Consider the following 15,288-nt stretch of genomic DNA (forward strand, 5'->3'; position numbering starts at 1 on the left):
ATGCCCCCACGCTCATTCCATTCGCTGCCCCCCGAGGGGGCTTCCGAGCCCTTCGGGCGGCCGGGCGGGCTCTGACATGGATTCCAACGGCTCCCGCTACTGGCTGTTGCTCGGCCCCAAGGATTGGGGCGCGTGCGTGCGCAGCGATCTCGCTGGTTCGCCGACGCTCGCTTCCCTGTGGCCGGCGGGTGCCAGCGCGGGCGAACTCGCTGCAGAAGGCTGGGACGCGGACGACGCCGAGCTGATGCTGCCGCGCGAGGCCTTCCGCTTCCGCGCGGCACCGCTCGACGTGAAGCCCGGCGCCGCGCGCCGCCGCGGTGCCGCGGCGGATGCCGACGGCAATGTGTTCTGGATCGACGAAGACGGCCGCCGCATCCTGCGTCAGTGCGCGCAGAGCGGGCAGCTCAGCGTGTTCTGGCCTGTGGAGCGGCCGATGCCGGAAGTTGTTGGCGCGGTGACCCAGGCCTTCGGCCCCGAGCTGCCGCTGCTGGGCGAACCGACGCCGGCGTTCCGTGGCGTGGGTCAGCCGCGCTTTGGTGATGCGTCGGTGGCCGACGAGGCCGCGCCGCAACTCGCCGGCCTCGCGATGACGCCCGATCACCGGCTGATCGCCGGCAGCATCGCACCGGCCGGCCTGCTTGATTTCGACCTCATCGCCGGCGGGTCGCCGCGCTGGTTGGCGTGGCCTGACGCGGCGCCCGGCGTGCGCGCCTTCATGCCCTGCGACATCGCGGCGGATGCCTGTGGTCTGTGGATTCTCGACCGCGCGCTACCCGCCGACGCACTGCCCGCCACGCCGGTCGATGCCCGGCTATGGCGGCTTGATCGCCGACTCGCCAGCGTCGGGCCAGCCGGCGCGGCTCCGGTTGCTGAATCGGGTGACTTCGGGCCGCAGGGCGGCGGACCGCGAGCCCTGCCACCTGCGCCGAAGCGGATCGACTTCGCCCATGCGATCGCTCTGGCGCTGCGCTCGCCCATCGCGGTCGAGTCCTTGCCGGATGGCCGCGCGATCCTGCTCGACACGCCGCTGGCGGGTGACGCTGATCCTTGGGGCGCGCTGGTGATCGTGGCGGGCGACCCCGCGGTGGCGCGCGTGCGGCTGAGCCTTGACGCGGTGCGCGCGGTGATTGCCGATGAAGACGCCGATGCCTTCCGCCTCGCCGGCCATGCGCTTCTGGCCGAGGCCCCCGCAGCGGACGACGGCAGCGCGGCACGCGCGCAACTGTGGGTGGTGGGCGACGATGGCAACCAGGCCTTCCGCATCCTGCTGGTGGAGCGTGCGGGTGTGCTGTCGCTTGAGCCGCTGCCCGAATTCCAGCCGATGCGGCGATACGGCGGGCGCGGCCTGGTGTCGGTTGCCGGTGCGCCGAAGTACGACAGCGACGGGCACTGGGTGCCGCTGGTCGTGCAGCGGCGGCCGCGTTACAGCCGCCGCCTGCAGGTCGATACCTGGCCCGGCACGGCGGCGCGCCCGCCCTTTGATGCCGGCGAGCCCGGCTGCACCTGGCACCGCATCGTGATGGACGTAGCGATACCGCCCGCCTGTGCGATCCGCATCCAGGCGCGCGCGGCTGACGACCTTGCCGGACTGCGCAATGCGCCCTGGCACGATCAACCCGCATTGGTGCCGCGAGCGATCGGCGCCGAACTGCCCTGGCTCGCGCGCCGCGATGCGCAGCCGATCCAGTGCGAACGCGGTAGTCGCGAACTCCTGCTGCAAGGGGTGAAAGGCCGCTATGCGCAACTGCGCATCGTGCTGCTCGGCAACGGCCTCGCCACGCCACGCGTCGGCGCGCTGCGCATCTGGTACCCGCGCTTCGACTATCTGCGCTACCTGCCCGCGTGCTGGCGCGAGGACGCGATTGCTGCGGACTTCCTCGAACGCTTACTCGCCAACGTCGAGGGCCTGTTCACCAGTTGGGAAGATCGCATCGCTGCGGTGCAGTTGCTGTTCGACGCACGCACCGCGCCGCGCGAAGCGCTGCCCTGGCTGGCCGGCTGGTTGGGCCTTGCGCTCGATCCGCAGCTCGACGAACGCCGGCGCCGCCTGCTGGTGTGCTACGGCCACCGTCTGCTGGCACGCCGCGGCACGCTGCCGGCATTGCAACGCCTCGTCCGCATCGCGACAGACCCCTGCGTCGACCCGTCGATCTTCGACGACGACGCACCGCTCGCCGAGCGCCCCGGCGACGTGCGCTACCTCGAACGCCCGAATGGCGCCGCGCACACCCTCTTTGTGCGGGTGCCGGTGCGGCGCACTGCGGTTGGCGCTGCTGCCACGCTCACGCGTGTGCGCGATGTGCTCGCGATTGCCCTGCCGGCGCATGTGGCCGGCTCGGTGGAGACGGTCGACTACGCCTTCCGCCTGGGGGCTGCGCGCGTCGGGTACGAAACGCAGCTCGCGGCGGACGACCCGATTGCGGCGGCCATCGTCGATTTCGCGAACTTGGGGATGGCGAGGTTGGCTGCGCCGCCGGAAGGGGCGGCGCGGTGGGCGGTGGATCGCGATCGACTTGGGCTCTTGGGGGTGTTGTCGTGATTGGGGGCGTTCTTGTTTCCTGGCGGACTGCGCTGGCGGGGCTTGGCGAAGCCCGACGTTCTTCGGGCGGCTTGCGATTGGCCGTGTCGCATTGCGACTGTTGGTCCGCTGAAGCCGGGTCCCGCCCCGGCGGGCGGGTTCCTTTCTTGTGCCGACAAGAAAGGAACCAAAGAAGCGGCCCCCGCTTCAACGCCGCGCGCTTCGCGCACGGTCCCCTGCGCTGCTCGAAGCATCGGGTGGCTGCGCAACTCGCCCTCGCTTCGCTCGGAGCTCAAACAGTGCTTGCCACCGCCGCACTGCGTGCGTCGGAACCCGATGCTTCTGTGCTGCTCGGCGTTTCAGAGGGGGAGGGAAAAGCGTCGACGTTTCCCCGTTGTCCGATTCTCGTAGCCTGGATGCGGGCCGAAGGCCGGAATCCGGGATGTGCGTTTGAAGATTTGGATGCGCCCGTCCCGGATTTCGCTGCGCTCCATCCAGGCTACGAAACACACGCAATCGTTGCTCAACCGATGGTTTTGATTTTCGGGTCCCGTCGAGAGCGCCGAGTAGCGGAGCGCGACCGGGAAGAAGGCCGAGGACTGTCTGAGCACCGAGCGCAGCGAGGGCGAGTTCCGCAGGCCCCCGGTCGCGCGAGCAACGCAGGGAAGTCAGGCACGCAGTGCCTGACCGCGAACGCCGGGTCGCCTTTTCTTGGTTACTTCTTTTGGCGAAGCAAAAGAAGTAACACGCCCGCCGGGGGCGGGACCCCGGCCAACGCACGCCAGCAAACCGGCTGCGCCAATCGCGAGCCACACCCGTCAAAGGTCGGGTCTTCCAAAGTCCTGCCCAACCGGCGCGCGCCAGACCATACACAGTGCGGCGCGCCTAAGTGCTGCACAACGGACATCCAAAACCCAGAGGCCCGACCGGCCTCCCCGTTCACCACAATCCCTCTCCGGGAGAATCGCTCATGAGTGATGCCGCCTTCTCCACTGCCGCCACGCCGTCGACGCCCGAAGCCGACAAGCGTGTGCGCTACAGCCTGGGCCAGATTCTTGGCGCCGATGAATTCGAGCAGGAGCAGTTCTACTTCCTCGAGCGCGATCGCCAGCACAACCGTGTGCTGCACGGCTACGGCACTGCGCTGGGCCTGGCGGTGTCGCTGTCGGGCAGCGAGGTGCGGGTCGAGCCCGGGCTTGCGCTGACCGTCGCCGGCAAGGTGGTGCGGGTCGATGCGCGGCAGTGCGCCGACTTTGCCGCCTGGGTCGGCGCGAATGCGGCGACGCTGCTGCCGGCGGACGACGCGGGCTTCCAGCGCGCGCATGTCGTGCTCGGCTACCACGAGTGCGACACCGACCGACTGCCGCTGCCGGTTACGCCCTGCTGCGGCGAAGGCGAGGGCGTCGCGACGCGGATCGCGGAAACCTTCCATCTCGCCTTCGTCGCCGAACCGCCGGCGCAGGTCGAGGAATGGCTGACGGATCGCTTCGGTCGCCTGATCCGCGCGATCCGTCCCGCGCCCTCGGCGGGTACCGCGCTCGCGCTGGCCGATGTGCCGGCGCTGGTGCGCACGCTGATCGCCGGTGAAGCGGTGGGCGGGCCGTGGCAGGTGGCGGCGGCGGATTTCGATGCGGCGATCGCGCTGGCCGAGCGGGTGTGGGTGACCGAGGTGCGGCCGCAAGTGCCGGTGGACGCCGGCCCGCCTGCGGCACCGACCGCGCTGCATCCGGAAGAACCGGTGCTGCTCGCGAGCCTGCATTTCCGCCTCAATGCCGGCGCGCTCGACGTCGCCTCGCTGACGCTGGACGACAGCGCCCGCCCGCTGCTGCTGCCGACCCGCACGCTGCAGGAACTCTACGGCCTCGGCCAGACCGCGCAGCCGGCGGCCGCGACCGATGTGGTGCCGGAGACCCTGTTCAACCAGACCCCTGCGGTGGGCGCCAGCCTCGCCTATGCGCGGGCAGACCACACACACGGGTCGCCGACGCTGCCGGCGACCGGCGGCGATCTGACCGGGGCGATCACCGCGGCGCAGATCACCGCCCTGCAGGGCGTCGGCCTCGTCGCGACCGGCGCTGCGAGCGGGCAACTGCTGGGCTTTGACGGCAGCGTTTGGCGACCAGTACCCGCGCCCACCGGTGGTGGCGCGCCGGTGGTGCTGGGGGGAGACGCGAACGGCCCCGCGGGCGACAACACGGTGGCCGGCCTGCAGAAGCGCAAAGTCGTCGATACGGCACCCAGCAACGGCGACGCGCTGGTGTGGGATGCCACGATCGACGCGTGGCGGCCCGGTGCGGTGAGCGCGCCGCCCGCAGCTGCGGGCGTGAAGATCGTCGCGGCCGGCATCATCGGTTTCGACGGCACGCGCGGGCCGGTGTTCGGCAAGCTCGAGCTTGTAGACCGCGCGCCCTTCACGATCGGTTTCGATGGCTACATCCAGCCCAATGCCGACCGCAAGCACATGTACATCCTCAAGGCGATCGCGGTGGCCAAGCTCGACAGCCCGGTGCTGACGGTGGGCTTCAGCAGCTTTGGCGAAAAGGGCATCGTCGTCACGCTGGCGCTCGGTGGCAAGCCAATCGGCTTCGACAACGGCATGGAGCTGATGGTCGAGATCAGCCAGTACGGGGAGCTGCCATGAGCGCGCTGGCTGAAGCCGCGGCACCCGGCTACTTCGATGGTGCGCTGCGCGCGGTGAACTTCTTCGGCGGGCGCCTGCTCTCCGGCCGCGACATGGCCGATGAGCAGGCCGCCAGCGCGGCACGCGATGCCGCCATCGCCAGCGCGGCCGGCACCGGTATCGCCCGTGGGCTGGTCGTCACCCGTGCGCGCAGTGCGAACGGTTCGCTGCTCAATGCAGTGGATCTGTCGCCCGGCACCGCGATTGCGCCAGACGGCAGCGTGCTGCGCCTCGCCGCCGCACTGCGCATCGCGCTGGTGCCGGACGATTCACACGCGCCGGCGGCACCGCTCGGCCCGGGCGAATTCCGCCTGTGCGGGCCCAAGCCCAGCGGCAACCCGACGCCCTCGGTGCAGTACGGCACCGCGCTGCAGGTGCTGCTGGTCGGCCCTGCGCAGGCGCTGTCCGCCGAGCAGGCGCCCGGTGTATCGGGCGAGGGCGGCGCGGCGTTGAACCGTTGCGGCGCCCGTTGGCGGCTGTCGGGGCTGCGCTTCCGGCTGGCGACGATACCCGGTGCGCTGTTGGGGTCGGATGCTCCGCTGTTCAACGACAGCAGCACCCTCGGCCGGCATCGTGCTCGCCACCTCGCGGCCTTCGCGGCGCTTGGCGGCAACGTGGTGGCCGAGGCGCTCGCCGATCCGCTCGGCGGGCTCGATAACCCGCTGCGCGCTTACGGTCTGCTCGATGCGGCCGGCGTGGTGGCGGATAACGAAGTGCCGCTCGCGTTGTTCGGCTGGCAGCCCGGTGGCCTTGCGTGGCTGGACATGTGGGCGGTACGCCGCAGCCTGCACGCGCCGGCCTCGGCGGCCGATCTTCTGTTGCTCGGCAGCGGGCGCCGCGCGGCAGAGGGCGAAGCCTTCATCCGCCAGTTCGCGCTGCAGATTGCCGAGCTGATCAACGCGGGTGACGTATTGCCTGCTGGCTTGCAGGCGGCCAGCGTGTTCCGCTACCTGCCGCCGGTGGGCGTGCTGCCGCTCGCGAGCAGCACGCGGCGCGGCATTGATGCCGACACCTTCTTTGCCGGCCTCGCGGTGAGCGAAGACGACTTCCTCGATGGCGCCTTGCTCGAACCGCTATGGCGCGGCGCGGCGATGCTGCCGCCGATCAACCTGACGAGCGAACCGGCACAGCTGATCTGGCGCTTCCGTTTGCGTGGCGACGACGGCAATGCCAGCGGCGCACTGCTCTTCGGCCATCGCCATCTGCCCCTTCCTGCGGCGTCGCGCGAGAACCGCGCCCGCTTCGATCACGACCGCTACCCCACTTTCTGAGGAGACCGACATGGCCGACCTGATCAAGAGCGTGTCCAGCACCGCCTTCAACGCCACCGGCGTGCAACGCGCGTCCGCCGCGGCCCTTGCACAACCGCTCGCCAGCAGCGCGATCCGCGATGATCTGTTGCACATCGCACCGGGCCTGCTCAACACCGGCATCATCGGCACCATCGACCCCGGCGTGCTGCGGCCGACCGTTACGGCGACTCTGTCGCATGTGCAGCCCGGCGAGCTCATCACGGCAACGCTGATGAACGCGATCATCGACCGCCTCAACGCACTGGCCGGTAATACCGGGCCAGCGACGATGACGGGGGATGTCACCGGCACCACCGCGGCGAACCAGATCAGCGCGTTGCAGGGCAAGAGCGTGCTCGCCAATGCGCCGGCCGAAGGGCAGTTGCTGGGCTTCTCCAACAATGCGTGGCGGCCGGTTTCCGCGCCGCAGGCGACACCGGTGGTGGTGGCCGCGGCCTCGATCCAGAATCGCGGCATCGTCACCAGCGGCAGCCGTTGGGGTGTCAGCTCGATGCTCGGCAATTTCGTCAGTGCGGATCTGATCGCGCCGCGCTTCACGTTCGACGGCTACAACCCGACCTTCAACACCTACTTCTTCCGCTTCACCTTGGTCGATGCCGATCACCGCGGCGGCATCGCCACGGTGATGCCTTATGTGTTGCGTGTGGACCCCGGCTTCTTCGAGATCGGTTTCCAGCCGCTGGGCGTGAATGGCAACTTCGACCCAGGCCTGATCCTGCAGGTGGAAGTGGTTGCGTATCCGCGTCTGCGCTTGTTCTTCGCTGGCGTCACCGAAGTCGCCAGCGGCATTGGCGCTGCCGCCACCGGCGCGCTCAACGCGGGGCTTGCTTCGGCAGTGGCTGGCAACAACGCGGCCACCACTGCGCCGGCGCCAAGCGGCGGATTCACGGTGAACCCCGCGGTGCTGAACGCGGGCCTTGCGGTATCGCCGACGGTGAGCAACCCGAGCATTGCCACGGTACTGGCGCAACCGGTGGTGATGGCGGCGACCCCCGTGGCGAGCACGGTAAGCGCTGCGCCAGCGGCGTCCGCAGTCAGCACGCAACCGGCGCTGAATGTGTCTGGCGTTGCGTTGGCGCCGAGCGCGGTAACCAACCTGCGTAGTGCGCCAGCAAAGAAGAAGTCGCCTGCGCGCGCCGCGCCGGTGAAACCGGCGCCCAAGCGCACCGCCAGCAAAAAGCCGGCGCCCAAGGGCGGAAAAGGCGGCTGAACATGGACGGCCTGCGCATCGTGCGGGCACGGGTGCGTGGCAGCGCGCAGACGCGCGAGCTTGCTGCGCGCTTTGCGCGCCGCGCCGAGGTGGCGCTGTCGGGGCTCGACCCCGGGGCGGCCATCCTCTGCCTGCGTGAGGCCGGCGGCGTACTCACCGACGATGCGCTCGCCGCACCGCTGTCGCGTGCTCAGGCCGACTGGGGGCCGATCGTGCGGCAGGCACGGGCGCGCCTTGCCGCTGCGCGCCACCCGTGGCGCGAGGCTGTCATGCCGGACGCACTTGCAGTGTGTTTCGCCGACACCGCCGAGTGGCTCGCGTGCGCAGCGCTTGATCTGCTCGCGCAGCGCATCGAGCGTTGCTGGTGGTGGTGCAGCCTGCCGCTGCACGGTGCATCCGGTGTCATCGCCGCGTGGCAGCAGCATCCGCAAGCAGTGCCCGGCGCGCTGGCGCTGCTCGCCCAACGAGGGCGCGCGGTGCACTTCGCACAAGCGGTCGGCACCCAGGCCCTTGTGTTGCGTCAGGCCCTGATCCGCCACTTCGCAGTCGGCGAGCTTGCAACGCCGGCTGAATCGCCCGCGTCGGTGGCCCTAGAGCATGCCCTGTCGGACTGCGCGGCGAGTGCGCCTGAGGGCGTGCCGGAAGCTGCGCGCCATTGGCTGTGGCTTGCGTTGGGGCTGGCGCGTGCGCCCGCCGCGGTCAGCGCAGCGCCCCGGCCGCCGGCGCGCTGGTTGGCCGCGCTACCGACTCGCGAACTGTCCGATCGTGCGGCGATGCAGAACGGCGAAGCGGACGCGCCGCCGCCCTTGCGCGATCAACCATCGGTCGGCGCAGCGCGCGGCGGCCAGCAAGGCGTCGCGTCCGAACCGCCCGTGGCGCCGATCCGCGTTCACCATGCGATCGGCCGCACCGTCGCGTCGATTCTGCAGGCGGCAAACGATCCGCTTGCGCCGCCGCCAACTGAGGGCACGCCGCCGGAGCAACAGCCCGAATCGACCACCCGCGGCGCGCGGCAGCCGCCGATGCGCTGGGGGCTGCCGGCGCCGTCGCCCGCGACAAATCCGCCGAACATGTCGTCGCCCGATGGCGACGGGGTCGATGCGGCGATCTTCGCCACACCTGATGTACTGGCCGTTCCGGCGCCGCAGGCCAACATGCCGGCGGCGCCAGCCGTGGATGCGGGTGGCGCTGGTATCGCCACCGAGTATGGCGGCGCCTTTCATCTGCTCAACCTGGCGGTCGCGCTCGGTCTCTACCCGGACTTCACCCGCCCGGCGGACCGCGGTCTTGCGCTGCACCCTTGGGACTTCATCGCGCTGCTGGCGCGAGAATTGATTGGCACGGATTTCGATGCCGACCCGCTCAGCACCTGGCTGGCGAATGCAGCCGGCCGTCCGCAGGATTGTGCGGCAGGCTGCTGGGCGGACGCCCCGAATGCCGATTGGCGCCTGCCAGCGCATTGGCTCGCACCCTGGGCCGCACAAACGCGCGCATGGCGACGCGTCGAGGCGGACGGGCGTTGCGGCCTTTGGCATCCGGCCGGCTTCTGTGTCGCCGATCTGCCGGCAGATGAAGTGGTGGACGGGGCGCAGTGGCCCGGCTGGGTTGCACCCCGTCGCGTCCGCGCATCCGCCCGAGTGGTGCCGGGGGCGATTCGCTCTTGGGGCGACTGGGCCGCACGTTTCGCACCCTTCGTGCGTGCGCGCCTCGCACTCGCGACCGGATGGCCGCAGGCCAGTGCCGCTGATCGCCTGCTGCACAGGCCGGCTACGGTCCGCCGCAGCGCCGAGCGTGTGGTGGTGCAGATGAGTCTTGCCGCGTTGCCGATCGAGGTGCGCCTCGCTGGCCTGGATCGCGATCTCGGCTGGCTGCCTGCCGCGGGCTGCGATCTGCGCTATCGCTTTGATGCAGGGGTAGGGCCATGAACGCGCCGCGCGCGCCGATCGCCTTTGCCGATGTGCCGCCGGGGGCAGCCAACCATGCGCGGCTGTTCTTCTTCGGCGCGGTGCTCGCATGGCTGGCGCCGGCCCTGCACAAGGCAGGCTCGCCCGACGCGCTGTTCGCGCACCACCCCTTCCTGCAGGACTACCTCGACCAGATCGACCGCCCGGAACTCGAAGGGCTCGCGCTGGAGACCTGCTGGCATGCCTGGCATGAGGCCGCCGACGCATGGGCGGGTGCGCAGACCGGACTGCCGGTCCGTCGCATGCAAGCAGCACTGGCGCTGGATGACGCGGCGATCGGACTGGTCTTCCAGATCGGCCTGATCGAAGACGACCCGCGCTTCGCCGCGCTCGCCGCCGATTTGCAGGATGGCACCGCACGCCCGGCTTGGGGCTGGCTTGCTGCCTGCCACCCGACGCTGGAGCCGGATGCGGTACGCGAGCGCCTGCAGGCGCTGCTCAACGCCGGGCTGCTGCACGCCGAGCAGCAAGGCCCGCGTGCCGCGTGGACGCTGTCGGTGCCGCTCGCGGTGTGGGACGCGCTGTGCGCGCGGCGGGTCGAGGACGCGACGCTGCGTTTGCGTCCGCGCGAGGCTGCGTCGCCGCTCGATGCGCTGGTTGTGCCGGAGGCGGCGGCCGACGCCCCTCGGCTGCTTGCGCTGCGCGGGCTGCCTGGCAGCGGCCGCATGACGCTCGCGGCTGCGCTCGCGGCTGCGGCCGGCCACGCTTGCCTGAGCCTGCGCGCGAGCGCAGCGACGTCGGCTGCCGAACTGGCGTCGGCACGCTGCATTGCACTGCTGTCGGACGCCGCACTGGTGCTGGACGCGCGACGGCAACTACCGGAATCGCTGGCGTTGGTCGCGCCGCTTGCTGACATCTGCCTGCTGCCCCTGGCCGGTGGCGAGCTGCCGCCACAGGTGACGGTGCTCCGCTTGGCGCCGCCCGCACCGCAGGCGCGTGCCGCGATGTTGCAACGCGCGTGGCGCCATGCGGGGCTCGAAGATTCTCCTGATTTCCTGGCCGCGCCGCATCGCTTGCCTGCCGGCATCTGGCAGCGGTTGATCGCGCGCGCGCTGACACGGCCCGAGCCGGCGCGTGCTTTGGCTGAGCTGCTGGCCGCGCGCAGTGACGCGACGCTGGCGTCGCTGGCCGAGGCCCTTCCCGGCGCGGGTGATTGGAGCGAGTTGGCCTTGCCGCCCCGCGCGGCTGAGGAAATGCGCTGGCTTGAGCTGCGTTGCCGGCAGCGCGAACGGCTCGCCGAAGGCGTGGGCGATGCGTTGGCGGCCGGGCTCACACCGGGCGTGCGGGCGCTTTTCAAAGGGCCTTCCGGCACCGGCAAGACAGCCGCTGCGCGCATCCTCGCCGCGCAGTTGGGCAAACCGGCCTTCCGCATCGACCTGGCGCGTACCGTCAGCAAGTACATCGGCGAGACGGAAGCGAATCTCGCGCGCATCTTCGAGGCGGCCGAAGCCGTCGATGCGGTGTTGCTGCTCGACGAAGGCGATGCGCTGATGGCCGGGCGCACCGGGGTCAGCAACGCCAACGACCGCTATGCGAACCTGGAAACCAACTTCCTGCTGCAGGCGGTGGAGCGCTTCCACGGCATCCTGCTGGTGACCACCAACAGCGCGGAACGGATCGACAGCGCCTTCCTGCGCCGCATCGACGTGACGATCGACTTCCCGGCGCCCGATGCCACGGTGCGTGAACGCATTCTTGCGATCCATCTGCCGCGCGACCATGCGGTGCCACCAGAGGTGTTGTCGCGCTTTGCGGCGCGCTGCAGTTTCGCGGGCGGGCAGTGGCGCAATGTGGTGCTGCATGCGGCGCTGCTGGCACTGGAGGCCGGCAGCCGCATCGACGCCGCGGCGCTGGAGGCGGCGATTCGCCGTGAGTATCGCAAGAGCGGCCAGGTCTGCCCGCTGCGTGAGGAGGGCGAAACGTGACCGCCCTTGCGCGCGCGGCGGTGGCGGCGAGGCCTGCACCGGCCACCACCGCGCGCGCGCGCCCGGCAGCGGGTACCGCCCAGCGCATGCCGGGCCGGCTCGGTGCTGGCCAGGCGCTCGCGATGCCAGTGCGTCGCCGCCTGGAGCAGAGCCTCAATGCGGATCTGGCAAGCGTACGTGTGCATACCGACGCCGCGGCACAGCGGGCGGCGGCCCAGACCGGTGCGCGCGCCTTCACGTATGGCGAAGACATCGTGCTCGCGAAGGGCGAGCGGCCGGACGATCTGGCGCTGCTTGCGCACGAAGTGGCCCATGTGATCCAGCAACGCGGGCCGGCGCAGCCGCAGGTGCAGCGCCTTGGCGACGATGGCGGTGCGCTGGAAGCCGAAGCCAGTAGCGCGAGCGCGGCAGTGGTGGCGGGCGGCGGTTACACCGTCAGCGGGCGCACGAGTGGCAACACGGTGCAGCGGAAGCCGGGCTTGCTCGATCGCGGGCGGGCGCTGCTCGGCGGCGCCGTGGATACGGTCAAGCAGGCGGCCGGCGATCTGGCGATGGAGCTGGTCAACCGCTATGCGCCCGAACTGGCGCCCTTTGTTCAGAAGGGCCCGCAAGGCGTGCTGGATTACCTGAAGGAGCGCGTCACCAACGGCTTCAAGAAGGTCATCGACGGCGTCATGGCGCCGGTGTATGCGGTGGCCGGGGCCGGCAAACAACTTACTGCCCGCTTTGCGCCGATGCTGCAATGGGTGCAGGAGGCGGCCGGGAAGATCGCCGCCAACGACTGCACGCCGCTGCGCCAGGCGGCCGAGAAAGTGGAGCAACTGGCAACCAAGCTGCTGCAACCCATCGTCGAGAAACTGCAGCCGGTGGTGAAGAAGATCGAGGACCTGTGCCAGTCGCTGTGGGACAAGGTCGGGGCGCCGGTGTGGAACTGGATCAAGAAGGTCGCCAAGCAGCAGTGGGATCAGATCGAACAACTGGCGAGCTGGGTGTGGGACAAATGCGCGCCGATCCGCAAGGCCTCGGCCGACGCCTGGACCTGGGTGAAGAACAAGCTGGGGATCGGCGACGGGCCGGAGGGCCAGAACGGCATCCTGCAGTGGGTGCAGGGCAAGGTCGAGAAGCTGTGGGACGCGGTGAAGGAAGTGCTGGCGCCCTATCAGAAAGAGATCAAGACGGTCGCCACGGTGGTGGGCGCGGTGGCGGTGATGGCCTCGCCCGCCGGGCCGTTGGTGGCGCTGGGTGCGGCCGTGGTGGGAGTGGTGCAGGGCGTACGCTGGATCAAGGCCCACTGGGGCAAGGGCAGCATGGTGGTGCAGGCGCGTGCCTACCTGCAGAACACCCTGATCCCTACGCTGCAACGCGGCGCCCATCGCTTCGGCAGCGGGTTGGTGAATCTCGCGCGCGGGCTCACGGGCGCGATCGGCCGAGTGGCGAAGGCGGTGGGTGGCTGGGTTGGTGTAGCGGCCGGCGTCGGGCTGTCGTTCATCGTGTCGGCGACGCAGTGGGTAGCGGACCAGATTGACGCGCTGGCTGCCTGGGCCGGCGGCAAGCTGATGCAGGTGGCCGATGGCCTGCTCGCGATGGTGGATCGGCTCGGCGCCTTCCTCGGCCGAGCGCTCAACTTCCTGCGCCGCATCGCCAACGTGGTGCTGGACGTTTGGGGCATCCCGATCCTGCTCGCCGAAAAGATCTGGGACATGATCCCGAGCTGCATCCGCGACCCCTTCGTCGACTTCCTGATCCCGATCATCCTGCGCCAGATCGAGCTGTTCGAAGCGCTCGCGCGCGACGGCGAGGCTTGGGCTCGCACGAAGACGGAGATCCGTGCGCTGATCAAGCTGGTGTTCAAGAACCGCGACTTGATGGGGGCGGTGAAAGCGAGCTTCCGGCTGGTGCTGCGGGTCTTCGACGTGCCGCCGGAGCTGCTTGGCGAACTCATCAGCAAGGCCTTCTCGGTGTGGGACCGCGTGATGCGCGCGCCGATCGACTTCGTGCGCAATGCGGTGCGCGCCACCGGCGCCGGTTTCAAGCGATTCGGCAAGAACATCCTGAGCCACCTTGGCTTCGGCATCGAGGGCTGGCTGTTCGGCGAACTGGCCGAGAAGGGCATCAGCGCGCCGAGCAGCTGGAAGGACCCGATGGCAGTGTTCGGCTTCGCGCTGGATGTGCTGGGGCTGTCGGTGAACCACATCTTCGATCTGCTGAAGAAGCGCTTTGACCCGAAGAAGGTGGACAAGCTGCGCACCTGGATGCGCCGCTTTGGCAGCGCGATCGCCTGGGTGCGTGGCGCAATCGACACCTCCAAGTCGCCCGCCGAGAACACCAAGGGCATCATCGACAAGGCCAAGGAATTCGGCAGTACGGTGCTGCAGGGTGTGGCCGAATGGGTGGCGGGAAAGGTGGCGGAGGAAATCGCGATCGTGGCGACGGCTGCTGCGGCATCCGGCGGGTTGTCCGAGATCGTCGACATCGCACGTCGGGTGTACAAGGTCTTCAAGGCAGTGAAGCGCTACGCGCAGCAGATCATCCGCATCGCGATCAGCGCGCTCGATTCGGCGTCGGAGATTGCGAGTGGCGCGATCGACAAGGCCGGCGCGCGGGTGGAAGGGCTGATGCGCCGCGCGATGCCGGTGGTGATCGGTTTCCTGGCCGAACAGGTCGGGCTGGGCGGCGTCGGCAAGAAGATCCGCGAGCTGGTCGACACGATCCGCAAGAAGGTGGACGACGCGATCCTGTGGCTGATCGACAAGGTCAAGGCGGGTATTGATGCGATCCTTCGCGGCATCAAGGCGGTGGCCGGTGCGATTGCGGACTGGTGGAAGACCCGCGTGGGCTTCCGCAGCAAGAGCGGCGAATCGCACACGATCTCGACCGAAGGCACCGAGGATGCGCCGGCGATCTACGTTGAGAGCAAGAAGACGGCGATCGACGAGGCGATCGGGCAGATTGCCGACGGCGGTCTCAAGTCACAGGCGAAGGATCTCAAGCGCGATGTCTACAAGGCGATCCGCGACGGCAAGAACGCCAAGGATGACGCGGAAGCGGACAAGCACGCCAAGACGGTACAGAAGCACCTGAACGCACTGGGCGGCGTGTTCCGCCAGGCCGGCGTGCCGACGGATGACAGCGACCCGGCGCTGGAGCTTGGCGACGGCATCCCGACCAGCGTCAGCTACGGTGGCGTTGATGCGCAGCGCGGCGGCAAGAGCATGACGGCCGACCCACTGACGCCCGAGCACGGCGCCGGCAGCTCGCCGTCAGTGGTGCCGCCGATCTGGGACAAGGTGAACAAGCGACGCAACGACAAGCGGCTTTATGTCATGGGCCACCTGCTGAACAACAAGCTCGGCGGCCCCGGCGACAACATCGCCAACCTCACGCCGATCACCTTCAGCTGCAACGCGGCGCATCAGGCTGCGGTGGAAAGCACGCTCAAATCGATGATCAACACCGCACGCAAGTTCGTGTACTACAAAGTCAGTGTGAAGTATCCGCGCAGCCCGGTCGCCACACCGCCGGAAGCCGCCCCCGAAGAGGGCTTCCTCGCCACCGCGATTTCGTGGGAATGGCAGCAGCTCAAGCGCAAGAAGACGGGTGGCGGCTACGAGCGCATGGGCAGCCCGCAGCGCGGATCGGTGCCCAACTTCCCCAACGGTTTTCCGCAGACCTGAGGGC

Annotated in this window: 7 protein-coding genes; all 7 read left to right on the forward strand. The window is 69.6% G+C overall.

Going from position 1 to position 15,288, the window contains the following annotated elements:
- Positions 1–76: 76 nt before the first annotated feature.
- The 7 genes from JY500_RS01940 (at position 77) to JY500_RS01970 (ending at position 15,284) form a co-directional block, all read left to right on the forward strand.
- On the forward strand, positions 77–2,539 hold the full coding sequence (locus tag JY500_RS01940) for a phage tail protein (protein ID WP_206254884.1): 2,463 nt from the start codon (positions 77–79) through the stop codon (positions 2,537–2,539).
- A gap of 949 nt (positions 2,540–3,488) precedes the next feature.
- Entirely contained in the window at positions 3,489–5,159 is a 1,671-nt protein-coding gene (locus JY500_RS01945) for a hypothetical protein (RefSeq protein ID WP_206254885.1), read from the forward strand.
- Entirely contained in the window at positions 5,156–6,469 is a 1,314-nt protein-coding gene (locus tag JY500_RS01950; protein ID WP_206254886.1) for a hypothetical protein, read from the forward strand. Before JY500_RS01945 ends, JY500_RS01950 begins: the two co-directional genes overlap by 4 nt.
- A 10-nt stretch (positions 6,470–6,479) precedes the next feature.
- Positions 6,480–7,721, forward strand: coding sequence for a hypothetical protein (locus JY500_RS01955; RefSeq protein ID WP_206254887.1), 1,242 nt, complete (start codon positions 6,480–6,482; stop codon positions 7,719–7,721).
- Positions 7,722–7,723: 2 nt separating this feature from the next.
- Positions 7,724–9,646 (forward strand): hypothetical protein, encoded by a 1,923-nt coding sequence (locus JY500_RS01960; RefSeq protein ID WP_206254888.1) that lies wholly within the window; start codon positions 7,724–7,726, stop codon positions 9,644–9,646.
- On the forward strand, positions 9,643–11,610 hold the full coding sequence (locus JY500_RS01965; RefSeq protein ID WP_206254889.1) for an AAA family ATPase: 1,968 nt from the start codon (positions 9,643–9,645) through the stop codon (positions 11,608–11,610). The genes JY500_RS01960 and JY500_RS01965 overlap by 4 nt, the downstream gene beginning before the upstream one ends.
- Positions 11,607–15,284, forward strand: coding sequence for an eCIS core domain-containing protein (locus JY500_RS01970; RefSeq protein WP_206254890.1), 3,678 nt, complete (start codon positions 11,607–11,609; stop codon positions 15,282–15,284). The genes JY500_RS01965 and JY500_RS01970 overlap by 4 nt, the downstream gene beginning before the upstream one ends.
- Positions 15,285–15,288 lie beyond the last annotated feature (4 nt).

The sequence above is a fragment of the Niveibacterium microcysteis genome (genome assembly GCF_017161445.1).
Classification (GTDB): domain Bacteria; phylum Pseudomonadota; class Gammaproteobacteria; order Burkholderiales; family Rhodocyclaceae; genus Niveibacterium; species Niveibacterium microcysteis.